This is a genomic window from Bacillota bacterium, from assembly GCA_024653485.1.
Classification (GTDB): Bacteria; Bacillota; SHA-98; order UBA4971; family UBA4971; genus UBA6256.
This window is the reverse complement of the sequence record JANLFY010000010.1, coordinates 17,559-42,658: the sequence shown is the minus strand read 5'-3', so window position 1 is coordinate 42,658 and position 25,100 is coordinate 17,559. Positions and strand designations below refer to the sequence as shown.

Below are 25,100 nucleotides of genomic sequence, written 5' to 3'. Positions count from 1 at the left end.
GGGGCGTCCGAGTTCGACACTGCCTGGAAACTCCTAGACACGCAGGTGGGCTTGAGTACAATCGCGACAAGTTCACTCTAGCCCCTTCGACAGAAGGACGAGCGCACATGGGGTGCGCCGTCTCCCGGCTCACTTATCATCAGCAAGCTCTCACCGGCGATCTCCAGAGTGGCGACGATCGCAGGAAGCGCGATCAAACTCACCGGGAATCGACAACTTCAGAGTCCAGAAGAGTGTTCGCGAGGACGACCTCGTCGCGAGGAAGAGGCGGCCCAGGCCATGAACCGCCTCTTCCCGGGAAGTAAGCGAATGCCCAACACAACAGCAAAAGCCCAGCCATCGTAGCTGGGCTTTTGGGCAAGCCTCGTTTCGTTTTCACCCGATTTTCACCAGGCGCGGGCCCCACTTACCACAACCTGGATACCGTATGCGGAAATAGCTGGTGCGCCACGGGGGACTCGAACCCTCGACCCGCTGATTAAGAGTCAGCTGCTCTACCAACTGAGCTAGTGGCGCACCCAAACCTGGTCTATTCATTTCTACACGGCCGGGAAGCCCCGGTCGTGTCTCGATTACACAATGGTAGCGGCGACTGGATTCGAACCAGTGACACCGCGGGTATGAACCGCGTGCTCTGACCAACTGAGCTACGCCGCCTCGAGCCTATGGAGTGTGCGTGGGGCGTCGGACGCTCTCGCCTCCGCACGTCCCACGCGACGAAAAATGGTGGCGGGGGCTGGACTTGAACCAGCGACCTCCGGGTTATGAGCCCGACGAGCTACCAACTGCTCTACCCCGCGACGTAAACCTGTTTGCGGCACCGCGCCTCGTGTGCAGCGCCCCACTACACTGGTTATTATAGCACACGAGCCCGCGTCGTCAAGTGGTAAATGCAGCCGCGACCGCCCTCAGACTATCCCGAGCTCCCTCCCGACCTCGGCGAACACGTCGAGCGCGAAGCTCAGGTCCTCCTTCGTATGCTCTGCCGTCACGATGGTTCTCACGCGCGCCGCGCCCACCGGGACGGTGGGGTACGCTATGCCCTGGGCGAACACTCCTTCCTCGAAAAGCCGGTCGGACAGCTTCATCGCGAGCGGTCCATCCCCCACGATGACCGGGGTTATGGGAGTCTCGCTGATGCCGGTGTTGAAGCCCAAGTCCTGCAAGCCCTTCTTGAAGAACCTCGCGTTGTCCCACAGTCGCTCGATGAGCTCCGGTTCGTTGAGCAGTATGTCCAGGGCCCCCAGGGCTACCGCGGTCACCGCCGGCGGGTGGGACGTGCTGAAGAGGATGGGCCGCCCTCGCTGGAGCAGGTACTCGATGAGCGCCCGGCTCCCCGCCACGTACCCGCCCAGGCATCCGATGGCCTTTGAGAGAGTCCCCACCTGGATGTCCACCTGCCCGTGCAGGCCGAAATGGTCCACTGTGCCGCGCCCGTTCGTGCCCAGCACGCCGCTAGCGTGAGCGTCGTCGACCATGGTGATGGCACCGTACTCTTTTGCCACTCGTATGATCTCGGGCAGCGGCGCAATGTCGCCGTCCATGCTGAACACTCCGTCCGTGATGACGAGCACCCGCCTCGCGCCCTTTGACTCCTCGAGCAGCTTTCGCATGGCGTTCACGTCCCGGTGTGGAAACACTTTGATCTCCGCCCTGCTCAGGCGCGCACCGTCGATGATGCTGGCGTGGTTGAGCTGGTCGCTGATGATCACGTCCTCCCGCCCGAGGATACACGACACGGTGCCGGCGTTTGCCGTGAACCCCGACTGGAACACTAGCACGGCCTCGGTCTTCTTGAACTCCGCCAGTCTCCTCTCGAGCTCCAAGTGAAGCTCCATCGTGCCTGCGATGGTGCGGACCGCGCCCGAGCCCACTCCGAGCTCGTCGACGGCCCTCTTCGCGGCTTCGCGCAGCTTGGGATGGGTGGCAAGGCCGAGGTAGTTGTTCGACGAGAGGTTCACGACGGTCCGCCCGTCGAAGACGGCCTTTGCCCGCTGCTCCCCTTCGAGCACCCTTGGAAGCCTGAAAAGCCCCTGCCTCTTCAGCTCGTTGAGTTCCTCCTGCACAAATGCCAATGCGTCCTTCATGACACTTCGTTTCCGCACGACCCCGCTGAACTCGTCGCCTGCTTGCGCCACACTCGCACCAGGTCCTGCTCGCATCGAGGATCGCACCGAAGACGCCGCCCACAACTGAGGTGGCGCTCGCATCCGACTGTCCGGTTCCGCAGGCGTCCCGGCCGCATTGCGCGCTGCGCGGGCTTCTCACACTCCGGCCACCGCTCACGTCGGTGACTCTGCCTCGGTCGCGCCGCCTCGGTCGCCCGCACTCCGGTCGCTGGCTGGTAGCGCGTCGAGCGCCGCCCGCACCGCGGCCACCGCTCCCAGATCGAGCGCTGCTCGCGTCCCAGGCGCTGCTCGCACTCCTCACACGGGCGTCGCGCCAGCGTCGCTCCCAGCTGCCGCGCTCGGCACCGCCTCAGGGCTTCCTCCCACGGCACCACTTCACGGCGCCTTCACACGGTGCCTTCTCACGGCGCCTTTTCGCGACACCCTTTCTCGGCACCTCATCCGGTGTCTTTCATCGCTCCTCGGGACCATCGCTCCTCGGGGTCTGCGGTATTCCCTCCCTCCATCATGATTATGCTGTCACGGCTGTTCGGACCGTGCTTCGATCAGCACGGACTCGTGCTGATCCTGCCCTGTCAGAGCCGCTCCGCGCCCGCCGAAGGGATCGGAAGCCGGTCAGAGGGATCCCGAGCCGGTCCGATCCGGGCGGCGCCCCGGACGTCGCCCGGCCTACGGGAATAGAACTATCTTCCCGCAGCTCCCTGACCGCGCGAGTTCCATGGCGTCCTCGAACTCGTCCAGCGGGAACCTATGGGTGATCACCGGCGACACGTCTAGGCCCGCTCGCAACAAAGCTGCAACCTTGTACCAAGTCGCGAACATTTCCCTGCCCGAGATGCCTTTCAGAGTGGCGCCTTTGAATATGACGCCATTGGCGAGGTCCAGCTCGACCGGTCGTGACGGCAACCCCAAGAGGCTCATCTGTCCGCCTTTTCGCAGCGCCGCGAGGCCCTGCCTGATGCCGTCAGGATGTCCTGACATTTCGAGCACGACATCGACTCCCATGCCGTCCGTGGCGTCGCTCATAAGTCTCACGGGGTCCTCGCGTCTCGAATTGATGACCAAGTCAGCGCCGAGCTTCCTTGAGAGATCAAGGCGGTAGTCGTTTACGTCAGTCACGAAGACGCGCGTCGCGCCCGCCATGCGCGCTATGGGAATGGCGCACAGACCTATGGGACCCATACCGATGATGGCGACCGTCGCCGCGGCCACGTCCGCCGAGAAGACCGTGTGCACGGCGTTCCCGAGTGGGTCGTGTATGGCCGCGATCTCGAGCGGAACGTCGGGCGCTACTCTCCAAACGTTTTCTTCGGGGACGACTACGTATTCCGCGAAGCACCCGTCCCTATCGACACCTACTATCTCCACGTTCTGGCAGATGTGGCCTTTGCCGGTGCGACAGTGAAAGCACGTGCCGCACGTGATGTGGGTCTCGGCGGAAACGAAATCCCCCGGGGCGGCCGACCTTACTTGCGGCCCAACCTCGACCACTTCTCCGCAGAACTCGTGGCCGAATACCCTCGGGGGATGGATCCTGGACTGCGACCATGGATCCCAGTTGTAGATGTGGATGTCCGTTCCGCATATCGCGGTGGCCTTGACCCTGATCAGCACATCCCTTGGACCTACGCCCGGGATCGGCACCTTAGTCGTTGCCGCCCCGGGCCCCGCAGTTGGTTTGATGACGGCCCTCATCTCTCCGGTCATTCCGCTTGCCCCTCCCTGTCGCTCTCACGCCTACCGCTCCGTATGGATCATTCGCCGTCCATGGGCGGAACTCCTTGCTTCACGATCGATCAAGACACTATCCGGACACGATCCGGTCAACGTCCCTCCCTGCGGCCTCGCTCTTGGTTCTTGTCATGGAATCCGTCAAGAGAGACGGGTATAATCGTTCTTGAGAGCGGGGTCCTCCAACGCGACGTGACGAAGAGAGACCTCTCGCAGGTCGAGGCGGGGCCGCCGTCGCATAGGCGCCAGCGCACGGGCACGGCGCACAGGCGTCAGCGCACGAGCGCCAGCCCACGGGCGCCAGCGTGAGGGCGCGGCGTAGGCGCGGGGAGACGCGCGGAGGCGCGCGCAAAGGCCAGGGGTGGAACGCCCCGGCGTCTGGAGGGGAGGAGGCGGGAGCGGCGTTGAGCAAGGCAGGCACCATCCTGGTCGTGGAAGACGAGGAATCCGTGAGGGAGCTCGTGCGCATGTACCTCGAAAACGAGGGCTTCCGCGTGGAAATGGCGAGCAACGGAGAGGAGGCGCTCGACAAGGTCAAGGCCACGAGCCCGGACCTCATCATACTCGACATAATGTTGCCCAAGGTCGACGGCTGGACGGTCTGCAGAGAGGTGAAGAAGGCCTCGAACGTGCCAATCATCATGCTCAGTGCCCGTACCGATGAGTTTGACCGGGTACTCGGACTCGAGCTCGGCGCGGACGACTACGTACCGAAGCCGTTCAGTCCACGAGAAATGGTCGCGCGCGTGAAGGCGGTGCTGCGGAGGGCGGCCGGAAGTCCCGGAAACGGTGGGCGGGTGGCGAGCTATCGGGATCTCACCGTCGACCGAGACGCAAACCGGGTGACGTTGAGGGACAAGGAGATCGCCGTCACCCCTAAGGAGTTCGAGCTCCTATGGTTCCTGGTGTGCCACCCAGGCCGCGTGTACAGCCGCGAACAGCTGCTCGAAGAAGTGTGGGGCTACGATTACCTTGGCGACCCGCGCACGGTGGATACTCATATCAAGCGGTTGCGTGAGAAACTCAACACCAACGGCGCAGTCTCCTACATCAAGACCGTATGGGGACGCGGCTACAAGCTAGAGGCGAGCGAGTAGATGTTGAGAAGCCTCTTCGCCAAGCTCTTAGTGTCATACCTGGTCGTTGCGCTGCTGACGTTGCTGGCTGTGGGCGTCGTCATGTCCCAGCTCTTCGCGAGCTACTATTACTCTGTAAGAGAACGTCAGCTGGTGCAAAGGGGCAAGGCCATCGGCGAACTCATCGAATCCTATCTCGAAAAGGGGGAGCATCTCGCTTCTCTCGACCGCACCCTGGGAACGCTGGGCTATGCGCAGGATGTTCGCATGGCTATCGTGGATAAGGACGGCTTCATCCTTGCGGGCGGCGCGCGCCTACCCGGCCCGCCTCAACTGCGGCTGGACGAGGAGGACAATCGACGCCTCCTGAAAGGAGAGGTCGTCGCCAAGCGGAACTTCAGCCCCAGGTTCAACCAGACCATGCTCTCGGTGGCGGTCCCCATAAGGCCGAAGAGCCAAGTAGTAGGACTCTTAGTGCTTTTCACGCCTGTCGCTGACATCGCAGCCATGGTCAGCTCGGTCCAACGCCTGATCGCCCACGCCGCCGGCATCGCGATACTCGTCTCTGGGTTCCTCGCCTACTTCCTCTCCCGTTCCATATCCCGGCCCCTCAAGGCAATGAGCAGAATCACGCTGGAAATGGCCAGGGGCGATTTCACACAGAAGATAGCCTCTACGTCACGCGATGAGCTTGGGCAGCTAGCGCAGAGTTTCAATCACCTATCCGACGTGCTCGATCAGACCGTGGGCACCCTTCGCAGGGAGAAGCTGAGGATCGAGAACATCCTCTCCAACATGTCGGAGGGCGTCGTCGCCACGAACGAGCTCGGCAAGGTTATCCTGGCCAATCCCGCGGCCGCCCGAATCCTGAAGTGTGAAGACACCGGCTTGCTGGGTAGTTCTCTTACAGGCCTCGCAGCGTGTCCCGCCCTCGCCGAGCTTTTCTCCGGAGTCCTCCAGCGTGGAGAGGAGGAATCGGCGGAGTTCAAGCTCGCTGACGGGAAGACGTTTGGGTTGGTGCACGTAGCCCCTCTCAAGGAGACGCAAAGCGGAGTTTGCGGTGCCGTGGGGGTCTTCCAGGACATTACCGAGGTCCGTCAGCTCGAGCAGCTCCGCCGGGATTTCGTCGCAAACGTCTCCCACGAGCTTCGCACGCCGCTCACGTCCATCCAAGGTTTCTTGGAGGCCATGATGGATGACGTGATCTCCGACGAGACCGTCAAGAGACAGTACATTCAGGTGATGCACAGGGAGACGCTGCGTCTGAACCGTCTCATACACGACCTCCTCGACCTTGCGCTGATGGAGTCGGGCAGGGTCAGTTGGGATCTCAATCCCATAAACGCATCCCAGCTCGTTTCCCGGGTTCTATTCAAGCTAACCCCGCAGTTGCGCGAACACCAGGTCCAAGTGGAGGTTGACATCCCCGTGCACCTCCCGCTCATCCTAGCGAACGAAGACCGTGTGGAGCAGGTGCTGATCAACCTGCTCAGCAACGCCGTGAGGTTCTCTCCGCCAGGAAGCGCCATCGCGATTCAGGCGCGGTCTTCCGGGAACGAGGTCACTGTGAGCGTGCGGGATCACGGCCCCGGGATTCCCGTTGAGGACCTTCCGTATGTATGGGAGCGCTTTCACAGGGTCGAGAAGTCGCGCGCGCGGGCGCTCGGTGGAACAGGCCTCGGCCTCGCTATCGTGAGACAGATAGTCACGGCGCATGGAGGACGGGTTGACGTGGAAAGCGAGCCCGGGAAAGGTTCGAGATTCAGCTTCACGCTCCCCGCTGTGCCGCGAGACGAGTCTGAGTGCGTCGAAGGGGTCGCAGAAAGCGAGGAGGCGGCAGCGCCGGAAGTGACCGAGGGAATCAACCAGATTGGCTCGGCGGAAGCGGACAAGGTGGCGGCGTTGGAGAACGCGGACATGGTGCGCGAGGGAACTCTCGCGGCCGAGGGAGCTGGGGCGGTTGAAGTGGCTGAAGTGGCCAACGATACCGAAGGATCTGCTGAAGGACTTGAGGACGTAAGGGAGCCGAGGGGGAACTGAGGAGGCCAGACAGGCAGAGAGAACCCGAAGGCTCCAAGGAACCAAGAGCTGCCCCAGAAGCGTGAGGGACGGAAGCTGTTACTGAGGCCCAGATGGCCGAGAAGGAATGGGGCCAGAAATGGCAGAAGCGGAAGTGGCAGCCACGTGCGTCGCCCTCACCCGCGCTCGAGACCGCCGTGTGTTCACAAAACGTTCGTTTTTCTGTCACACTTTCTTCACGTGCTGCGCGTTAGCAATAGTGATGAACGAAAGTCAGGGAGAAGACCCAGTTCCGTGAGCGCGGCCTCATGAGGAAACCCGGCGCGATAGGAGGTGTCAGAGGCCGGGGCTCGGGAGCTCTCCCTCTAGTCGCGGCCTTCCGTCCAGGCGCGGCTGTCCGCCTAGTCGGGGGTTCTCCACCTAGTCGGGGGCTCTCCACCTGGTCGGGGGTTCTCCGCCCCGATGGTGCTCTGAAGAGACCATCAGCCTCATACGTCTATCCTGTTGGTAGCAGTTCACGCTGTTCGGGGGCTGCCTCCGGGCACCCCCTCTTTTGAGCGCCTCTCTGGGGCCGGACGTTGAGTATGGCGAGCGGAAGAGGTGTTCGGGAGGGCAGCCGGAGTTGTGGGGTCTGAAAGCTAGGGTTTTGGAGGGAGGAACGGTTCACGATGTCACTCAGGATGTCGCTGCCGAGGTGTTGCGCGGGTATCACAGGTATCAAGAGATCTCGTTGGGCGGTTGTGGTCATGCTGCTTGTCGCAACGGCGCTCTCATCCCCGGCATTGGCGGGCGGGAGCGCGGGTGAAAGCGAAAGTGTGGACGAACCCGTAGCGAATGTAAGAGAGGTCAGCCTCGAGGAATGCCGCCAGCTGGCTCTGAAATGCAGCGCGAGCGTGCTCTTGGCTACAAGCTCGGTGAAAGACGCCGAGCTTGCACTCGCCCAAGCGGAGGCCACTAGCCTCACCAGACCATCGCCTACGTCAGTATATCAGGCCCGCGTGAGCCTGGAAGTCGCGAAGAAGAACCTGGACATCGCCAAGCAGGACGCGGTCCTCAGTGCGGATCAGCAGTACTATTCCCTTCTCAAGGCGGAACACCTCGTGTCCATCTCAGAGCAGGCGCTCGACCTGGCGGAAAAGCAGCTCGAGATCGCCAAGGCAAAAGAGAGAGTGGGCATGGCCACGAAGCTGGACCTGATCAGGGCTGAGAACCAAGTCGCGTCCGCGCAGAACAGCGTAGCGAGCGCCACGCTCAACAGGGACCTTGCGATGGTCGCGCTGAACCAAGCGATCGGATTCGCTCCGGAGACTGTTCTTCGCTTGCGCGACGAGTTCTCTCACGAGGAGACGGGAGACCTCGGCCTCGAGGCGAGCATCGCCTTCGCCCTCGAGCACCGAGTCGAGATCGCGCAGGCTCAGTCGAGTGTGGAAGCGGCTGACATGAATGTCACTCTTTCAGACAACGACTTCACGCCAAGGCTCACGTACGAGCGGGCAAAGCTGGCGGCGGAAGACGCCAGGGTGAGGCTCGAGGAGCAAAAGAACAAGATATCGATGACGGTCCGCCAGGCATATGTGGCACTCAAACAGGCCGAAGCGAAGGTTCAGCTGACAGCCAAGAAAGTCGCTGAAGCCGAGGAAAACTTGCGCGTGACGCAGCTCCTCTTCGAAGCGGACATGGCCACTAACCTGGATGTACTCACTGCGCAGAATCAGTACACTCAAAGCAGGATCGACGCGCTGCAAGCAGTGTACGACTACAACGTGGCGCGATCGCAGTTCAAGCGGGCCATCGGCGACACGAGCATCGAAAATGGAGGTACCGCGTCGTGACGACCAACGCTAGGACGACCGAACGTATTCATCCCCGGCGCGCGAAGCTTTGGGCAGTGGCGGTCGCGGCGAGCGTGAGCGTGCTCGCCATCGCCACCGTGTGCCCGCGAGGACTCGAAGCGACTGACGCAACGCCGTCGCCGCCGGTTCGGCTCACGTTGGCGGAGGCGCTCGACCTCGCTGCCAAGCAGAATCCAGATGTGGTAACTAGCTCCCAAGCGCTGGAGGTCGCCCGATCCAAGTTCCGGGAGAGCGGCGGGTCCCGGCAGCCCAAGATCGTGCTCCAGGGGTCGCACTACGCCACCACTTACCATACCTCCGACTCGGGTCCCGGAGGGAGTTCGGGAGGCTCGGGCGGCTCGGGAGGCACGGGCAGCTCGGGGGGTTCGACGTCCGCCACTGACTCCTCGGTGCGCCTGACGGTGAGCCAAACGTTGCCAGGACTGCTTCCCCCGCCGTTCAGCGTGGGCCTTTCACCCGCGGAGCTCGCGGCCGTGGACGTGCGCCAGGCAGAGCTCGACGCGGAGAGGACGAAACAGAACGTGACGTACAGCGTGATTTCAGCGTACCTCAACGTGCTCAGAGCCCAGCAGATCAAGGCCTTGAGCGACGGCGCCGTCGAGGCGGCAACCCGTCTCGTTCACGAAGGGCGCACCAAGCTGACGCTGGGTGTGGCGACCGCTCTCGACCTCATGAAGGCCGAAAGCCAGCTCAACCAGGCAAGGTTCAATCAGGCCAAGGCCGCGGACGACGTGATGGCGTCCATGCGTTCCCTGGCTCTGCTGTTGGGTCTTCCGGCGGACACGACGTTCGCGCTCGTCGACGATATCCAGGACCGCGAAATAGACCAGAACCGAGATCTTGAAGAGCTCGTCGGACTAGCCCTCGAGAACCGGACGGAGATAAAGCAGGCGAGTCTCCTAGTGGAACGAGCACGCGCCTCCGTGGATACGGCGCGAAGAGCATTGTGGCCTTCAGTAGGCGTCTCGACGACCTATTCGAGAGAGGGCGACGTCTCCGTGTCCGCCACGGGAACGCTCGGTCTCACATCAGGCCAGGCGGGTTGGACGCTGACGCTCGGCAGCGAAGAGAGCACGGGGTCTCGCGACGAGCTCGGGGGCTACGGCTCTGGAGGTGCAGCGGCATCAGAGCCGACATCCGTGACCAGAGTGGGCATTGAGGTGTCCTGGCCTCTCTGGGACGGAGGGGTGAGCCGGGAGAGGCTCGCGCAAGCACAAACGAGCCTAGAGATGCAGCGGTCCGCGCTCGAACGCCAGAGACAGGCGATAGAGGAGGACGTATACGCCGCGGTCGTCTCGCTCAAGCAGGCTTTTCTAAGGCACGAGCTGGCCAAGAGCACGGTGAGTGAAGCCGAGGAGACTCTCCGAATCACCAAGGCGCGCTTCGAGGCGGGTGTGGCGGTGATGGCCGAGGTGATCGAAGCCACGCAGTCTCTGGACAACGCCAAGTCCGGACAGGTCCAAGCTCTGTTCGACTGCTACCTCGCGTGGGCTCGCCTTGGCAAGGCGGTCGGACTGCTGGGACGTGAGGGGTGGAGACTATGACCGGAAACAACGTGACCGCCGGTGGCAACGCGACGACTGCGCGCAGACCCGCCAACGGGCGGCGCAAGAGCAAGCGGCGCCTCTGGGTCGCCGGGGTCGTTGCGGTGTGTGCCATAGGGGTAGCCGGGTACGCGGCGTACCGAGGACTCTTCCTCAATAACCGCGGGGCCGCAAGCTCGCAAGAGCTCTATCAGCTCGTTCCCGTGCAGACAGGCTCGATCACTCTCAGGGTCACAGCCTCGGGCACCGTGAAGCCAGGCTCGAGCTACGATGTGGTACCCAAGGTGAGCGGCACCGTCTCGGAAGTCCTCGTCAAGCAGGGGGACGCCGTGAAGAAGGGCCAGGTGCTCGTGGTGCTCGATGACACAGACGCTCGCGAGCGTCTCCAGGAAGCCAGAGACAATCTGGCCGTCGCCGAGGCGAAGCTCGCGGAGGCGGAGACACAGGCCAGGCTCGCTCCCACGCAAAGCCAGCTCCAGGTCGAACAGGCTAGGGCGAACCTCCTGAACGCTGAGGCAAAGCTGGCCGAGCTCAAAGAGGGTGCCACCCCCCATGACATCGAGCAGGCCAGATCCCAGGTCACACAGGCGCAGCTTACGGCGGAGAGTGCCAAGAAGGATTACGATCGCAACAAGGCTCTCTTCGATCAAGGCGCGGTAAGCCGCCAGCAGTTGGAAACCTCCGAAAGCAAGTACCTTGCCGCCGTCGAGTCCCTCAAGTCCGCGCAGCGCAACCTGGAGTCTCTGCTCGCGGGCCCAGATCCGGACGATCTTGCGGCTGCCGAAGCGGCGGTAGCCCAGGCCAAGCTGAACATGGCCTTGGCTGAGGCAAACGCCGACACCACCAACGTCCAGCAGCAGCTCCTCACCGCGCGGGCCCAGGTGGCTCAGGCAAGGAACGCTGTGAGTGCCGCGGAACGCAACCTCAGCCTCACGCGGGTCGTGTCACCGATTGACGGAACGGTCACCTCTGTTGCGGCCCAAGTGGGACAGCTTGCGGGACAGTCGACCGCGCTTGTCGTGGTGGCGGACCTAACACAGCTCGAGGTCGTGGCGAACGTGGATGAGACGGACGTTCACAAGATCAAGGTCGGCCAGCCGGCCGACGTGAAGGTGGAGTCGGTCCCAGGCAAGGTCTTCAGCGGAGTCGTTGAAAGCGTTGCCACACAAGGAAAGGTCATCAGCAGCGTGGTGTACTTCGAAGTAGGTGTTAGAGTCACCGACGACACCCGGACCCTCCTGCCGGGCATGACGGCCGACGTTGATGTGGTGCTGGATCGGCGCACGAACGTGCTCACGATCCCGAACGCAGCGTTGGAAGAGCGGCGCGGTCGCACGATGGCGCGTACCCTGAACGAAAGCGGAGAACCTTTCTTCAAGCGGGTCGAGCTCGGCATATCAGACGGGACCGTGACTGAGGTGGTGTCCGGGCTCGAACCTGGAGAAATGGTGGCGATCCGCAGAGCGGGTAGCACCTCCACCTCCTCCACCACCGGAAACACCCAAACGCGCAGGAACAACTTCATGATGCCTTCGGTGCCGGGAGGCGGAGGCATGATGATCATCGAGCGGCGACCGTGACAGATGCGTGGGGTGAACAGCGGCGGAGTGAGTAGCGGCGCGGCGGCGTGAGCAGCAGCACCACAAGACAAGAGGCGGCACCGCGGTCCGCACGGTCGATGACTCTGTCACGTGAATGAGTCCAGAGGCCTGCGTCCGAGCGAGGCGCAAGCCCTCGCAAGTCAGGCAGAGCTAGGGCTCCCACTCGGGCAACATGCGGGGTGAGTCTGGTTTGATCCAAGTTGATCAGCTGAGTAAAGTGTACAGGGTCGGCACCATAGAAGTGGCCGCCCTTCGGGGCGTGTCCCTGAGCATCGAGGCGGGAGAGTTCGTGGCCATCATGGGTCCGTCCGGCTCAGGAAAGACCACGTTCATGAACATCCTCGGTTGCCTGGATCAGCCCACCGAGGGCACGTACTCCCTCGACGGGGTGTGCGTGAGCGACATGAACGATACGGAGCTCGCCCGGGTGAGAAACCACCGCATAGGGTTCGTCTTTCAGACGTTCAACCTGCTACCGAGGCTGAGCGCCGTTGCCAACGTCGAGCTGCCGCTCATCTATCGGGGCGTGCCGAGGCGCGTTCGAAGGCTTCTCGCGGTGGAAGCCCTCGATGCCGTGGGTCTCGGCGACCGCCTGCACCATAAGCCTTCGGAGCTATCGGGTGGCCAGCAGCAGCGGGTGGCGATAGCGAGGAGCCTGGTCACGCACCCCCAGATAATCCTGGCGGATGAGCCCACTGGAAACCTGGACACGAAGTCGGGCACCGAAATCATGGCCATCTTCCAGGCCTTGAACGATAGGGGCATCACTGTGGTCCTCGTGACGCACGACTCCGACATTGCCCACTACGCCAAGAGAATTGTCCGGTTTCGCGATGGCTTGATAGTCGCTGACGAGACGGTGACGTCGAGGACCATCGCGGACCGAGACCCATCGCTCGATGCCTTGGTCTCCGGCTCCAGTCTGGCTGACGGGCTCGCTGGGGAGGTGAAGGTTGGGTGAACCTCCTGGAGGGAATTCGCACGGCGCTCTTGGGCATTACCAGCAACAAGCTGAGGTCGGGCCTCACGATGCTCGGCGTCATCATCGGGGTCGCCGCGGTCGTGATAATGGTGGCAATCGGCGAAGGAGCGAACCTTCGAGTATCGTCGCAGATCGAGCGGCTCGGGTCCAACCTTCTGATCGTAATGCCCGGCCGGACCCGCGAACCGGGCGCCCAGGCAAGGGGGGCGTTCGGCAGCATGGACGTCCTCACGATGGACCATGTCAGAGCGATACGCGAAGGATGCCCGTCCGTCCGCGCTGTCGCCCCGGAGATCGCACGAGGCACCACCGTGCGGTACGGGTCGAGCAGCATCCAAACACAGGTCGTGGCAACAACCCCCGAGTACCTGACGGTGAGGTCCTTCAACGTCGCCTCGGGGTCGTTCTTCACCGACCAGGACGTTGAGTCCGCCGCCAAGGTCGCAGTGGTAGGCCAAGGCGTCGTGGATGAGCTCTTCTCGGGCGCGGATCCCATCGGGCAGGAGCTCAAGGTCGGCCAGGTGCGCCTCACGGTCGTTGGGGTCATGGAGTCCAAAGGTCAGGCCGGCATGACCAATATAGACGACACGATCTACGTCCCGATAACGACCGGGCAGAAGCGCATGTTCGGGACGGAGTACGTGCGCACCATCTACGCGCAGGCCAATGACGCAAAGTCCATGCACTCCGCCAACGACGAGATAGTGTCGGTTCTTGCCGCGCACCTGGGCAGCACGGACGCCTTCTACGTGAGGAACCAGGCCGATGTCTTGAGCGCCGCCCAGGACGTCACGCGCGTGTTTACGGTGCTCCTCGCCGGGATCGCGAGTGTATCTCTCCTCGTCGGCGGGATCGGGGTCATGAACATCATGCTCGTCTCCGTCACCGAGCGAACGAGAGAGATCGGTCTTCGGAAAGCTTTGGGCGCGAGGACCGCCGACATCCTCCTGCAATTCCTCGTGGAGTCCGTCGTACTGAGCCTGGTGGGAGGCGTGATCGGGATTCTCCTCGGAATCGTGGGCTCGAAGATCGCGGCACGTGTGGCTGATTGGCCCACGGCGGTCTCGGCGGGCGCAGTGTTCCTCCCGTTCTGCTTCTCGCTCGCTGTCGGCCTCTTCTTCGGGATATACCCGGCGAGCAGGGCGGCGAGACTGAACCCCGTGGAGGCCTTGAGGTACGAGTAGTGCGCCCCGATAATCTCACGCGGTAATCTCACTCGATAGTCTCATGCGATGGTCTGATGCGACAGTCTCAGAGGTGAGCTCTTCACGTCAGTGTGGAAATCAGCGTGCAACAGAAACGTTCGAAGGGTCGGAGGGGGACCTAAGGATGATCAGTCTACGCGTGAGCTTCTTCATGAGAAGGAGGCCTCGCCACAGACGGGCCGACAAAATGGACGCCTGTAGGGCCCGACGAGGCACCGCCGCTTGGATGTCGCTGCGGCGACCGCCGCAAGTGCTAGCGTCACTTCGGGCCGCAGCATTGGCTGCGGCGGTGGCGGTGGTCGCAGTTGGCGCGCCGGCAGGTGCGGCGGCCGAGGCGGCAGACGCGATCTCGGCCGAGGCAGTTGACGCGACTTCGGTTGAGACGGCGGGTGTCGCGGCGGGTGCGGCGGAGAGTGCGACCTCCGGCGGAGCAGGCGGCATGGCTGGGAACAGCGCGGCCATAAGCCTGATGCTTGCCCAAGCCGGAGCCGGAGTTGTTCAGCTCCCACCGGGCGGCCAAATGGTGCAAAGGCAGTCAGCTGAAAGAGATCTCGTGTGGCTTCTCGCGGGGCTCATGGACATGGAACGCGACAAGAAGCTTGCTCTCACGCGAAACCAAGCCACGAGCATATGGCCCATATTCAAGGCTCTCGTGGATGAGGGCCTCGTTCGGCTCGAGGTGGACCCGGCGCAATTCCAGTTCGCAAACCCATCTGGCCGGCCAGGCGAGACTCAGGGCCAAAGCCAGATCCAGGTAGGCCAAGGCCAATTCGTCACGTCAAGGGACGACCCCAGGGTTCAGGAGATGATCAAGCAACGCGAGGCACGCGAGGAGAAACTTCGCCAAGCCATCGACAAGATAGAGAAGGTGCTTTCGGCGAATCAAGTCGCTTACGTGGACAACTTCGAGTTCGATCCCGCCAAGTACGGCCTCGGTCCTCGTATGGGTGGCGTGCGCCTGGGCAGCGGACAGAATCAGGGCCCAGGCCCGGTCCAGGGTCAGGGCCAAGGTCAGGTGCAGAGGACCCCGCTAAGTCAACAAGACCTAAGGCGGCTCATGGAAGTAGCGAAGGAGAACGCTCAGAAGCTGGCAGACTTCTATAAGAGTTTTCAGAGCTTCATTCAGAAGAAGGCCGGCGTCAGGGCCTAGCCGGACGACCGGACGGGACGCGTCGGCGCTCCCGTCCGTCCTACCTCAGGTTGTGCCGGCCGGCACTGCCTGGGGACAAAGGGTGCCGGCCCAGATCGCGGCCGCGCCGTCCAGAGCGCGGCCCCTCAGATTGCCGCTGCCCAGAGTACCGCGGCTACCGGGTCAGCTGAATCGCCCACATCGCCCGCACCGTCCACTGCGCCGCGGCCGCGACGTCTGCACGCCCGTGTGCCTGTGTTGCGATCACGGCCAGCCGTTCCCGTGTTACTGACCTTGTTATCAGTGCTGTCGCATAGCCCGGTAACACCGGGCTACGTGGCGAGGGCGCCGATGATAGTTCTGGCTCTCTGGCAAGCGCCTCGTTATCCAGCGTTTGGGCAGCGTTAGGTGCGGTGGGACCTCCCAAGCGGCACAACAGGCCGGAACTCACAATTCGATGAGATTGTGCCTCATCGGGTTGGGCACACAAATGGCGGAACGCGACGTGTGAAATAGGCTCCGAGCATATGCTCCGGAGCCTCGAAACCTAGATATAGCTGGTGCCGGAGGCGGGGCTCGAACCCGCATGGACCAAGGGTCCGAGGGATTTTAAGTCCCTTGCGTCTGCCAATTCCGCCACTCCGGCACTCGTGTTTGTCGACATTGTTGTTGTGCGACACTATTATATCATTCTGCTGACTTTGTTGCTATCTCGTACGAGTCGTTGATGACGGTTCCGATGCACTGACCGCCCTTCAGTGCGCACCGCGCGGCGCATCACGCTCAACGCGCGGCACGAACTCACCAGCCACTGTCCCAAAGATCGTGTATGGGTCTGTCAAGGCCGTGATCCTCCTGTATAGGCCGTCACCCTTTCGAGCACACTCGTCTTGAGACGGCCTTAGCCCGGGCCGGGGCCGAGGCCGAGCGCAGGCTCCTCACATATCACGTCTCGCGACGGCTCGACGCACGCAATGAAAGTGGTCGAAGGCGAACAGCGCAAGTTCATGACGGGGAACGAGGTCGTGGCGTGGGCAGCTCTCGCTGCCGGCGCCGACATGATGTGCGGCTACCCGATCACCCCCCAGAATGAGATCATGCACGTCTGGGCGGTCCTAGCCAAGGAACACGGCCTTGGTTTCCTACAGACTGAGGACGAGCTCTCGGCGGGCTTCGCGACAATCGGGGCCGTCCTCGCCGGGAAAAGGGCCTTCTCAGCGACAGCGGGGCCGGGCAACGTCCTCATGCAGGAGCCGATCTCCATGGCCGAGATGATGCGCATCCCGGTGGTATGGGTTGTACAACAACGGGGAGGCCCATCCACGGCGACGGTCATCTACAGCCAGCAAGAACTCCGGCTCACGTGCTTCGGCGGCAACGGCGAAGGGCACCGCATCGTGTACTCCACCGCCTCCCACCAGGACCTTTACGACTATACCATCAAGGCGTTCGCAACTGCTTGGAGGACGCGCTTTCCCACGTTTGTGCTTGGTGACGGCTACCAGGGGAAGATGCTCGAGGCGGTGACCTTCTACAACCCCGAGGACAGAGGCTCTCCGCTCGCGACCGCTGAACCTTTCGTTGGGAGGCCGGGGACCCCGGGCGTGGACAGACCGCCCGCCCACCTGCGCAACACATACAGCATCGAGGAGGAACTGTACGAGGCGCTTGCTCCCAACATCCGCGACTACGAAGAGGTAGCTCGGTGCCTAGTGGAGTTCGAGATGGACGAATGCGAACGCGCGCAGATCATCCTGGTGGCACACGGCATAGTCGCGCGAGCGGCACGCGAGGCCGCCGGGATGCTGCGCGCACGGGGTATCCGGGCTGGTTACTTCAGGCCAATCACTCTCAGGCCGTTCCCGGCAACAGCTCTCGCCGAGGCTGCACGTGGCGCGGGCCGGCTTCTCGTGGTGGAGTCGGCATACGGCCAGCTCGCCGGCTTGGTCCGGGAGGAGCTTTACGCAAAGGTGGATGTGGACGTACACGCCTACCTCAAGCCCGGCGTGGGAATCACTAGCGAGGAGATCGTGGACTTCGTGGGGGACGGTTTTCTGCAGGGTCAACACCGTTACGCTTGAGGCGAAGTGCGATGAGGCTCGGGGGCCACCTCGCGGGCCTGTCAAGCAGGACGCCCCGCAGCCGCGTGAGTCCCTGACCTTGCTGAGCCCGGAGGAACCGTGATCGCGATTGAGCCGCCTCCGCTTCAGCAGCGCGTGGCTGAGCCGTTTGCGTAACGCAGCACGCCATCAAGCGCCGAGACCGCCCCGGAGTCACATTGATGGAGCGAGGGTCAGAGGCTCGTGAGGACGTGATGGACGCAATGAACACCGACAGCCATACCACATCGCGCTGGCACGCGCCCGCGCGCCGGACAGGTCCAACCCGCCGCCACCTCATCCACCGTCGCGAGGCCATGCGCGACAGCGCTCAGCCCGAAACCCTCCGCATGCGACCGGGACGCATGCCCCGGTCGTGGCGGCCGGAAACCAAGCCCCATCCCTTCTGCCCTGGTTGCGGGCACGGCATCATCCTGCGCTCCCTAGGCGAGGTCATCGATGACCTCGGCATAGCCGCGAAAACCGTGTACGGCTGCGACATCGGGTGCTCGCTCCTGAGCTGGAACCTCTTCAACCTAGACACCGTCCAGACTCACCACGGTCGCACCATTCCCGTCATCGTGGGGGTGAAGCGCGCTCGGCCGGACCTCGTATGCATTGCGTACATGGGGGACGGCGGGGCGTACGCGATTGGGGCCCAGCACCTTGTGAGCGCGGCGATCCGCAGTGACAGGATCACCGTGATAGTCTGCAACAACACCGTATATGCGATGACAGGCGGGCAACTCGCTCCCACCACCCTCTCGGGTCAGAAGACGGCAACCACACCCGACGGGCGCGACGTGCTCGAGACAGGGTTCCCCGTATCAGGCCCGGAGCTTGTGAAGCACATCCGCGCCGAAGGCTTGTACGCCGCTCGTGGCACTGTAGCCAACTTCCGCCAGCTGAAGCTCTTCATAAGGCGTGCCCTCGAGCACCAGATCGCCGGACGAGGGCTGTCCTTCGTGGAAGCCCTCTCCACGTGCCCCACGAACTGGCGCACCGGTCCCAAGGAGACGTGGCGCTTTCTCGAGCGCGACATGGGGAAGACGTTCAGGATCGGCGAGTTCAACACCGGCGAGCCCAGAATCGGCGAGTCTGGCGTCGGGGAGTGTGTCAGGCAAGGACCGGAAGCTCCTTGAGCGGGAGTAAGAGCGGGACGAGACCTGGATGGAAGTGAGAGAGACACGTGATGCAGCGCATGAAGGTAGCCCTAGCTGGCGAGGGTGGGCAAGGCGTCCAGCTTGTCGGGGAGGTGCTCGCCCTGGCGGGGTTCCTCTCAGGGCTCCATGCCCTTTACATCCCGAATTTCGGCGTGGAGCAGCGCGGAGGAGTGTCGCTCGCATATGTGCAGCTTGCGCACCACCCAATAGGTTCCCCGAAGTTTCGGGACGCCGACGTCCTCGTCGCGCTGAGCGCGCGAGCGATAGAAAGGACGACACCCCTTGTGGGACCAAGGACCTTGCTCATATATGACAGCTCCAGCGTCCAGCCGCCTGTCATAGACGACGAAGCGATCGGCATCCAATCATGGGACACCGTGGCGCCTGAAGCGTTCGCCCACATGACGGGGACGAAGCCTAACGCGCCCGCAACTGATCACGACGACGGGAACGACGGGGCTGGCTGCGTGGCGCCATTTGTCGCGGCTGTGCCAGCCGCCGACGTCGCGAGGCGCGAGTTCATCCCGAGGGTGTTCAACGTCGTAGTGATGGGCGCGGTGGTCGAGACCATCAAGATGGTCACAATGAACAAGGTGAAGGAAGCGCTCGACCTCAAGCTAGGCCATAAGTTCAGGGACGACCCGAGGCTGCGTGACCTGAACCACCGGGCGCTCGAACGCGGGGCCGAGATCATCCGTCGCCAGCGCGCCCGTGAGGCGGCCGGCCGCCCTGAAGCGGCCTACGCGCGCGACCCACAGGTGGGCGCGGCCGTAGAGACGGAGGACGGTGGGCGCTCCGAGGCTGGCTCAGAAGCGGGCCGTCCGCCCGAAGAGAGCAAGTGGACGCAAGTGAGCGGACCCGACATGAGCAGCGCGTCCACGGCAGAGTTGTTCACCGCAAAGGCGTACAGGGTCCCGCGCGGAAGGTGGATCCTGTTCCCGGAGCTCTGCAAGGGCTGCGGCCTATGCATAGAGACGTGCCCCGAGGATGTCCTTCACTGGTCGACGGACCTCGGGGCCTACGGCACGCCGACGGTGCAGGTAGACGGGACAGGCTGCATCGCGTGCCGCACTTGCGCCGACCATTGCCCTGACTGCGCAATAGACGTAGATAGGGAGACCGCAAGGACAGGCACGCGTACCCTGCGGACGGACCGCGCCTCTCGCGGGTAACGCCGCCCCGTCTGCGGCACGAGTCGCGTGTCGCGCGACCCTGGCCGTCTCTGCACTCTGAGTCGACGCGCTGAACTTAGGACCCGATAAGTAGGCCTCATGGCCTAGTCCTGTCATGGCCTAATCCTACAGACTTCGAATAAACGACCGGGCGTGCGGAGAAAACTAAGCGCGGTCGCCTGGAAACGACTCGTGCGGCACCACCAACACAAAGCGAAGGGAGGCTGATAGGGTGGCTCAGGAGAGGTTGACCACGCAGGAGCTGATGTTCATCGAGGAGCACCTCAGGTCCACCGCGTCCATGACCAAGCTGCTGGATTACGCCTCACAGGTGAGCGCGGATCCGGAGATCAAGTCGCTGTGCGAGAGGCTCGCGAAGGACCACCGGGCCGAAATGAGCGCGTACTCGGCGTTCGTCGGGGCCCGCCCGACTCTGCAGTAGAGTTCATCAGGAGTCTGACCGGAGACAAAGACAGACGCGCAGCCTCAGACGCGAGTCGAGACGGGATTCGACCGCACGCCAACACCGAAGGGGGGAATAGACTTGAACATGCCGAACGTCAACGTTCGTAGAGGTGACACCGGGTTCACCGACCGGGATCTAATGCAAGTAGTCCTGGATGAACACAAGCTCTCCATTAGTAGCCTCGCAAAGGGGGCGATCGAGGCGGCCAGCCCCGATCTGCGTCGCCAGATCATGAACAGCCTCGATACGGATCTCAGACACCAAAAAGAGATCTGGGACCTCATGAACAGGAAGGGTTGGTACCAGCCCGCCGTGGCCCAGCCGCAGGACGTGGCGAGGGTACAGAACTTCGCTAGCACGATGCAACAGCACGTTTGAGTTCAGTGAGGTTCCTGGTCCGCTCGCCGGGTGCCGGTGCCTCGTCTCACCTCAAGCCAACGAAAAGGGTATGGCGCCGGCACCCTGGATTGCATGTGGCTGGCAAGACCGCTGAGTTTCATCGGCACGCCACCACGTTGGACAGGAACGCTCGGAGCCGACTCGCGGTGTCCTCTTCTCTGCCAGGTGTGACCTCGACCACCAACGTGTCCTCGCGCCCACGAATAGCATCGATGAATGGATTGGAATCGGCTTTGAGGACCCCGACCACTGGGATCGGAGAGTCGAGCGCATCTACCACCGTCCGGAGGAACGTCGGCGCTCGAAGCTCGAACCGTCCCAACTCGTCCATCACGATGAGGTCGGCGGCAGCTAAAGCCTGTCTTATCGCCTGCACCCCGACGAGCTCGAAGCCGCCTTCGTGGACGTCCCACCCGCCGCGACGAGCTTGGGCAATCACCGCGGACTCATGCGACAAGAGGTCCACGAGCCGGAAAGCGCGCAGACGCTTCCCATCGTAAACCCTCTCCACTCGAAAACCTCCGATGCGCCCGGAGAACGCCCCGACCGCGGCGAAGAGAATCGTGGATTTCCCCACGTGCTTCGGGCCGGTCAAGAAGAAGTTCCTCTTCCGTTCGGTCATCTGGAGCCGCGCCTTCCTATCTCTGAGAGGCGCTTCACGGTGCCGGTACGAAGAAGCGCCTCACCCACGATGAGCGCGATCGCTCCTCCCGCAAGCGCCGTAAACAGCTGCGGCACCTGCATCATTTGCGCGATGGCCGGCTTTACCTCGACCACAAATCGCACGGCGCCCGAGAGGATCAGGAACTTGAGCACCGCTGCGATCACTATGCCCGCGATCGCAGCCACCCTCCCCCGCCGCTCGAGCAGACCGTACGCCACCACCAGCACCGCGTTCCCAAGAGCGATGAAAGGAATCATCGGGCCTAGGGGCGCCGGTAGGATCCCTCGCCAGAACGCTATCGCCGGCGTCACCACACCGATGGCCACGCCGCTCCAGATCCCAACGAACGTGGCGGCAACGCACAGCATCGCGTTGACGAGGGGCCCCGTGGCATACTGGGGCATTCCCACCATCTGGATAGCGAGTGTGAGCGCCAAGAGCACAGCAGTCCGCGTGACAAACACAACGCCTTTGTTCATGTCCACAACGCGCCGGTCGCTTCCCCGTGCCGCCTCGCACGGCACGCCTCGCCCGCCCGAGTCAGCTGCAAGCTGCAACCGTGGGCAGCCCAACAGCCGACCCCAAACCGCAAGTCAGCCGTCAGTCGTCAGCTGTCAACTCCCAGCCATCAACTGCCAGCAGTCAACTGTCGCCGCCGGCTGCCGGCCACGTCATCTCCTTGGCGTGCGGGCCGCCTCCTCGGCCGACCGGACGCTCTCACTCCTTTCCTGACTGATCCGCGCCGCTATAGGGCCTTCCTCCGCTGCTGCCTTGCCTCCCGGTGCTTTGGCTGCTCACGCTTCTTCAATTCCCTGCTGCTCCGCTGCTTTCGCCGCTCCGCTGGTCTGCTGCTTTGCAACGGCGCTGCCTTGCTGCTTCGCAAAGGGCTGCTCCGCTGCTGCCGCTGCCGACGCTCCGGGGCTGACGCGCGGTGGACCCTGCCTCAACGGCGCGAGGAGGCCGCTTCCATTATCACGATCGTGATTCAACGTGAGGCCTCCACTTCCTTCAGTAAGCGGCTGCCAGACGCCGCGGAGTCTATCGCGGCGCAAGCAGGACGGAGACACCGGCACGGCGCGATCCAAGTCAGCCGAGTCAAGTGAGCCCTAAGCCCAGCAAGTCGGCCAAGTGGAGCGGACTCAGCCAAAGCGGGCACAAGGGTCTCGGAGCGGAGGCAGACGAGGAGGTGGCCGGGGTCTCGGAAACCGGTCGCTTTAGGATCGGACGTCGTTCGCCGCGCTGGTCGCGCCGGCCGCGCCGGCCGGGCCGACTGGGCGCTCGGACACGCCCGACAAGCGGCCGGATCGCGTCGCGTATCGTGCGGGAAACTCGCGTTCCCGCATTAATGGAGGCCATGCCTGGTCAAACTAGGTGAGGCGGAGCCTCGGCAAGGAACTTCGGCAAGCCCAAGACCAACATGGGACGAGGACTACGCGATCGGGAGGCGCGGCCGCGGGCGGCCGCGGGCACCATGGATGGCAGGCATGTTTCCGCGCTCGCAGTCGCGGCTACCTACATAGGCACGGTTGTGGGCGCGGGCTTCGCGTCGGGACAGGAAGTGCTTCAGTTCTTCGGCCATTTCGGCTTGAGAGGGATTCCCGCCATAGGTCTGGCAGTGGCGTTGTTCTCGCTGTACGGATACGTCATATTGGAGCTAGGAAGGAGTCTCGGCGCAAGATCGCACCTGCCCGTCGTGCGTGAGGCAGGCGGGCGCGTGGTCGGGACCGCTATCGACGGCGTCATCACGTTCTTCCTCTTCGGTGCGCTCGTGGCCATGACTGCGGGGGCGGGAGCAGTCCTTCACGAGCAGTTCGGGTTGTCGGCAGCGGTCGGAAACGTGCTCCTCGTCGTGGCGGCGTTCCTGACCGTGCTCGCCGGGATTCACGGGGTGGTCACGGCGATAAGCGTCGTAGTGCCGGCTCTCCTTGTCGCCGTCGTGGGAATCAGCGTCGCCACGCTCCTGCGCACGCCCCTCGACCTTGCCGCCGTTCGATCCCTGGACTCTACCAGGGCGGCTGTGCCGTCGTGGCCGCTGTCCGCTGTGGTGTACGTGTCTTACAACATCGTGCTCGCCGTGGGAGTGCTCGCTCCCCTCGGGGCAATAGCGGAAGGTCCGCACCCGCTGAAGCTCGGCGCGATCCTCGGAGGCATCGGCCTCGGCCTCGGGGCGCTCGCGATCCACCTCGCCCTCCTCGCGACGCTCCCGAAGTCCGCGGCGGTCCAGGTCCCCATGGTGTACATCGCGGGACGTTTCCCCGTGCTGGTCCAGGTCGGCTACAGCTTGGTGCTGCTCCTCGAGATATACACGACGGCAGTGGGCAACCTCTACGGGTTCGTCGCGCGCATCGCAAAGCCGGGCACCAGAGCCTCTCGGTGGCTCGTCATCGCAGCGAGCCTTGTGGCCCTGCTCGCGGGGCGTCTAGGCTTCAGTCGCATCGTTAGGACGCTTTACCCGGCCGTGGGTTACGCCGGCCTCCTGCTGCTCCTGGCGCTTACATATCAGCTCGTGCGCAGGGTCTTCATCCAACGTGACGAAACCGGACGCGGTACCCAGTAGGCAGCCCTCCAGGGGCGCTTTCCCGCTTTCCGAAGAGCCGCATCCATTTCGCGTCCTTCCATGCTGCGACCGCCGCCGTGTCGCACTCTCCCGAGTCGGTCCCAAGCTGCTCTGGCGCCGTTCCACCCAGCCTGGGTTTCATCACCCCGTTCGTCCCCAGGCCGCACGTCTCAGCCCCGCGCGTCCCTATGCCGTGCTTTTCGCCTTTGCGGCGCTCGAGATGAGCCGGTCTAGCTCCTCAACGAGAGCTCTGACCCTTTGATCGGAGGCCACCCGCGCGAGTATGGAGTCCGGAGCCAGCTTCGCGCCCCAATACAGCTCGTTCGCGGATTCGTCCTCTGCTATCCTCGCTCCCTCCAGCGACGCCCCCGCGAACACGCCCTTGCTCATGGAGTAGCTGTATATGGCAGCTTTCAATTCAATGTCGGTGCCAGCCTCGGCGTGGCGGCCCACAGGGCCCGCGGCGATGGACATTTCACCGCCTAGGGTGATCTTGCCTTCCTCGAAGCCTTTGAGACCTCGCTCGTTAGTGATGACCAGCACGAGCGCCGTTGACTGCACGCCTATCTGAGGCCCCCACGACAGCCCCGTGATCGTGACGAAGCTCGGGCCGTACCACTTTCCCGTGCCGGGATCGCGGCGGAGCACGAGACCTTCCCCGTGCCTCGCTCCGAGCATGAGGCCTGCCTTGAGCACCGAAGGAAAGATGGCGACCCCTTGCGCCCTCTTGAGTATGTAGGCCATCGCCTCGTAGTCTTCCTGTGATGACATCTCCTTGAGGACCTGAACAGCCTCGCTTATCCTCTCAGCCGGTGAACTTGCGAGCGCCGTCCCGGCAATACCGATCGCTGCCAGCGCTGCGGCGCAGGTCGCCGCGACAACGCTTCTAATGATGCCCCCCATGCGTCGCGCCACCATCATCATCCGCTCCCTTCAGGATCGAATCGAGCCGGCTTCGTCATAGCTCCCGATTCGGTCTCCGGGTTCATTGTATCAGATCGCGCACCGCCTGAGAACCAACGCCCGCCCCGCGGTCCCGCCGTCCCACCGTCCTGCCGCGGGTCCGCGGACCAGACCGCCCGCCACCCGCTTGTTGCCATGCTCGCGGCCCAAGATCTCGACATCGCCGGCCGACCTGCCGCCCGCTACGCCGCCTCGCGCCGGCCACCTCTGGGGGATCGCTCGGGACGGCTCCAACGGATGAAGCGCGACCCGCCCGAGAGGCGGCAAGCCCTCCTTGACCCCAAGCGGGTCGAGGAAGGCTTGCGACAACGCCAGGCTCCGACGCCAGGCTCCAAAACTAACCGGCGC

General features: G+C 63.4%; 20 protein-coding genes, 4 tRNA genes and 1 pseudogene. 15 read left to right on the top strand and 10 right to left on the bottom strand.

Features of this window, described 5'->3' with window-relative positions:
* Positions 1–440: 440 nt before the first annotated feature.
* The 5 genes from NUW12_09215 to tdh form a co-directional block, all read right to left on the bottom strand.
* Positions 441–516, bottom strand: a tRNA-Lys gene (locus tag NUW12_09215).
* 64 nt (positions 517–580) lie between these two features.
* Positions 581–657: transfer RNA gene (locus NUW12_09210), tRNA-Met, on the bottom strand.
* 67 nt (positions 658–724) lie between these two features.
* A tRNA-Met gene (locus NUW12_09205) sits at positions 725–800 on the bottom strand.
* 108 nt (positions 801–908) lie between these two features.
* Entirely contained in the window at positions 909–2,087 is a 1,179-nt protein-coding gene (locus NUW12_09200; protein ID MCR4402939.1) for a glycine C-acetyltransferase, read from the bottom strand.
* 711 nt (positions 2,088–2,798) lie between these two features.
* The gene (gene tdh, locus NUW12_09195; protein ID MCR4402938.1) at positions 2,799–3,836 is read right to left on the bottom strand and encodes an L-threonine 3-dehydrogenase; all 1,038 of its coding nucleotides are present in this window, start codon (positions 3,834–3,836) and stop codon (positions 2,799–2,801) included.
* 428 nt (positions 3,837–4,264) lie between these two features.
* Between tdh and NUW12_09190 the strand changes: the two genes are divergently transcribed.
* The 8 genes from NUW12_09190 to NUW12_09155 all read left to right on the top strand — a co-directional run bounded on the left by NUW12_09190 (position 4,265) and on the right by NUW12_09155 (position 15,290).
* Positions 4,265–4,957 carry a response regulator transcription factor gene (locus NUW12_09190; GenBank protein ID MCR4402937.1) on the top strand — a complete coding sequence of 231 codons (693 nt, stop codon included), beginning with the start codon at positions 4,265–4,267 and terminating at the stop codon, positions 4,955–4,957.
* On the top strand, positions 4,958–6,976 hold the full coding sequence (locus NUW12_09185) for a cell wall metabolism sensor histidine kinase WalK (GenBank protein ID MCR4402936.1): 2,019 nt from the start codon (positions 4,958–4,960) through the stop codon (positions 6,974–6,976).
* Between the two features lie 647 nt (positions 6,977–7,623).
* Positions 7,624–8,787 carry a TolC family protein gene (locus tag NUW12_09180; GenBank protein MCR4402935.1) on the top strand — a complete coding sequence of 388 codons (1,164 nt, stop codon included), beginning with the start codon at positions 7,624–7,626 and terminating at the stop codon, positions 8,785–8,787.
* Positions 8,784–10,352, top strand: coding sequence for a TolC family protein (locus NUW12_09175; protein ID MCR4402934.1), 1,569 nt, complete (start codon positions 8,784–8,786; stop codon positions 10,350–10,352). Before NUW12_09180 ends, NUW12_09175 begins: the two co-directional genes overlap by 4 nt.
* Positions 10,349–11,932 (top strand): efflux RND transporter periplasmic adaptor subunit, encoded by a 1,584-nt coding sequence (locus NUW12_09170; GenBank protein ID MCR4402933.1) that lies wholly within the window; start codon positions 10,349–10,351, stop codon positions 11,930–11,932. The genes NUW12_09175 and NUW12_09170 overlap by 4 nt, the downstream gene beginning before the upstream one ends.
* A gap of 211 nt (positions 11,933–12,143) precedes the next feature.
* Complete coding sequence (locus NUW12_09165) at positions 12,144–12,914, top strand: ABC transporter ATP-binding protein (protein ID MCR4402932.1); 771 nt, start codon at positions 12,144–12,146, stop codon at positions 12,912–12,914.
* Complete coding sequence (locus NUW12_09160) at positions 12,911–14,119, top strand: ABC transporter permease (protein MCR4402931.1); 1,209 nt, start codon at positions 12,911–12,913, stop codon at positions 14,117–14,119. Before NUW12_09165 ends, NUW12_09160 begins: the two co-directional genes overlap by 4 nt.
* 247 nt (positions 14,120–14,366) lie before the next feature.
* Complete coding sequence (locus NUW12_09155) at positions 14,367–15,290, top strand: hypothetical protein (GenBank protein MCR4402930.1); 924 nt, start codon at positions 14,367–14,369, stop codon at positions 15,288–15,290.
* A 537-nt stretch (positions 15,291–15,827) separates the two neighbouring features.
* Here the strand turns inward: NUW12_09155 and NUW12_09150 are convergent.
* A tRNA-Leu gene (locus tag NUW12_09150) sits at positions 15,828–15,915 on the bottom strand.
* 328 nt (positions 15,916–16,243) lie between these two features.
* Between NUW12_09150 and NUW12_09145 the strand changes: the two genes are divergently transcribed.
* The 6 genes and pseudogenes from NUW12_09145 to NUW12_09120 all read left to right on the top strand — a co-directional run bounded on the left by NUW12_09145 (position 16,244) and on the right by NUW12_09120 (position 20,547).
* On the top strand, positions 16,244–17,350 hold the full coding sequence (locus NUW12_09145) for a ferredoxin oxidoreductase (GenBank protein MCR4402929.1): 1,107 nt from the start codon (positions 16,244–16,246) through the stop codon (positions 17,348–17,350).
* A 383-nt stretch (positions 17,351–17,733) separates the two neighbouring features.
* The gene (locus tag NUW12_09140) at positions 17,734–18,510 is read left to right on the top strand and encodes a thiamine pyrophosphate-dependent enzyme (GenBank protein MCR4402928.1); all 777 of its coding nucleotides are present in this window, start codon (positions 17,734–17,736) and stop codon (positions 18,508–18,510) included.
* Between the two features lie 59 nt (positions 18,511–18,569).
* Positions 18,570–19,208, top strand: a pseudogene (locus NUW12_09135) (2-oxoacid:acceptor oxidoreductase family protein).
* A gap of 186 nt (positions 19,209–19,394) precedes the next feature.
* The gene (locus tag NUW12_09130; GenBank protein MCR4402927.1) at positions 19,395–19,703 is read left to right on the top strand and encodes a ferredoxin family protein; all 309 of its coding nucleotides are present in this window, start codon (positions 19,395–19,397) and stop codon (positions 19,701–19,703) included.
* A 232-nt stretch (positions 19,704–19,935) separates the two neighbouring features.
* Entirely contained in the window at positions 19,936–20,145 is a 210-nt protein-coding gene (locus tag NUW12_09125; GenBank protein ID MCR4402926.1) for a hypothetical protein, read from the top strand.
* A gap of 108 nt (positions 20,146–20,253) precedes the next feature.
* The gene (locus NUW12_09120) at positions 20,254–20,547 is read left to right on the top strand and encodes a spore coat protein (GenBank protein MCR4402925.1); all 294 of its coding nucleotides are present in this window, start codon (positions 20,254–20,256) and stop codon (positions 20,545–20,547) included.
* A 118-nt stretch (positions 20,548–20,665) separates the two neighbouring features.
* Here NUW12_09120 and NUW12_09115 read toward each other — a convergent pair whose 3' ends face one another.
* Both NUW12_09115 and NUW12_09110 read right to left on the bottom strand, forming a co-directional pair.
* A complete protein-coding gene (locus tag NUW12_09115; GenBank protein ID MCR4402924.1) occupies positions 20,666–21,190 on the bottom strand; it encodes a nucleoside-triphosphatase in 525 nt (174 codons plus the stop codon).
* Complete coding sequence (locus NUW12_09110; protein MCR4402923.1) at positions 21,187–21,711, bottom strand: ECF transporter S component; 525 nt, start codon at positions 21,709–21,711, stop codon at positions 21,187–21,189. The genes NUW12_09115 and NUW12_09110 overlap by 4 nt, the downstream gene beginning before the upstream one ends.
* 992 nt (positions 21,712–22,703) lie before the next feature.
* On the opposite strand from NUW12_09110, the gene NUW12_09105 reads away from it, so the two are divergent.
* The gene (locus NUW12_09105) at positions 22,704–23,789 is read left to right on the top strand and encodes a hypothetical protein (protein ID MCR4402922.1); all 1,086 of its coding nucleotides are present in this window, start codon (positions 22,704–22,706) and stop codon (positions 23,787–23,789) included.
* A gap of 186 nt (positions 23,790–23,975) precedes the next feature.
* Here the strand turns inward: NUW12_09105 and NUW12_09100 are convergent, their stop codons facing one another.
* A complete protein-coding gene (locus NUW12_09100) occupies positions 23,976–24,692 on the bottom strand; it encodes a lipid-binding SYLF domain-containing protein (protein ID MCR4402921.1) in 717 nt (238 codons plus the stop codon).
* A gap of 90 nt (positions 24,693–24,782) precedes the next feature.
* Positions 24,783–25,061: a hypothetical protein gene (locus NUW12_09095; protein ID MCR4402920.1), complete on the bottom strand. Its 279-nt coding sequence runs from the start codon at positions 25,059–25,061 to the stop codon at positions 24,783–24,785.
* Positions 25,062–25,100 lie beyond the last annotated feature (39 nt).

What these genes read in the sequence shown, in the direction of transcription:
- NUW12_09115 (MCR4402924.1), bottom strand. Translation starts at nt 21,190, where the DNA reads ATGACCGAACGGAAGAGGAACTTCTTCTTGACCGGCCCGAAGCACGTG.
- NUW12_09110 (MCR4402923.1), bottom strand. Translation starts at nt 21,711, where the DNA reads ATGAACAAAGGCGTTGTGTTTGTCACGCGGACTGCTGTGCTCTTGGCG.
- NUW12_09170 (MCR4402933.1), top strand. Translation starts at nt 10,349, where the DNA reads ATGACCGGAAACAACGTGACCGCCGGTGGCAACGCGACGACTGCGCGC.
- NUW12_09140 (MCR4402928.1), top strand. Translation starts at nt 17,734, where the DNA reads ATGCCCCGGTCGTGGCGGCCGGAAACCAAGCCCCATCCCTTCTGCCCT.
- NUW12_09100 (MCR4402921.1), bottom strand. Translation starts at nt 24,692, where the DNA reads ATGGGGGGCATCATTAGAAGCGTTGTCGCGGCGACCTGCGCCGCAGCG.
- NUW12_09180 (MCR4402935.1), top strand. Translation starts at nt 7,624, where the DNA reads ATGTCACTCAGGATGTCGCTGCCGAGGTGTTGCGCGGGTATCACAGGT.
- NUW12_09145 (MCR4402929.1), top strand. Translation starts at nt 16,244, where the DNA reads ATGAAAGTGGTCGAAGGCGAACAGCGCAAGTTCATGACGGGGAACGAG.
- tdh (MCR4402938.1), bottom strand. Translation starts at nt 3,836, where the DNA reads ATGACCGGAGAGATGAGGGCCGTCATCAAACCAACTGCGGGGCCCGGG.
- NUW12_09155 (MCR4402930.1), top strand. Translation starts at nt 14,367, where the DNA reads ATGTCGCTGCGGCGACCGCCGCAAGTGCTAGCGTCACTTCGGGCCGCA.
- NUW12_09105 (MCR4402922.1), top strand. Translation starts at nt 22,704, where the DNA reads ATGGATGGCAGGCATGTTTCCGCGCTCGCAGTCGCGGCTACCTACATA.
- NUW12_09130 (MCR4402927.1), top strand. Translation starts at nt 19,395, where the DNA reads ATGAGCAGCGCGTCCACGGCAGAGTTGTTCACCGCAAAGGCGTACAGG.
- NUW12_09200 (MCR4402939.1), bottom strand. Translation starts at nt 2,087, where the DNA reads ATGAAGGACGCATTGGCATTTGTGCAGGAGGAACTCAACGAGCTGAAG.
- NUW12_09120 (MCR4402925.1), top strand. Translation starts at nt 20,254, where the DNA reads ATGCCGAACGTCAACGTTCGTAGAGGTGACACCGGGTTCACCGACCGG.
- NUW12_09185 (MCR4402936.1), top strand. Translation starts at nt 4,958, where the DNA reads ATGTTGAGAAGCCTCTTCGCCAAGCTCTTAGTGTCATACCTGGTCGTT.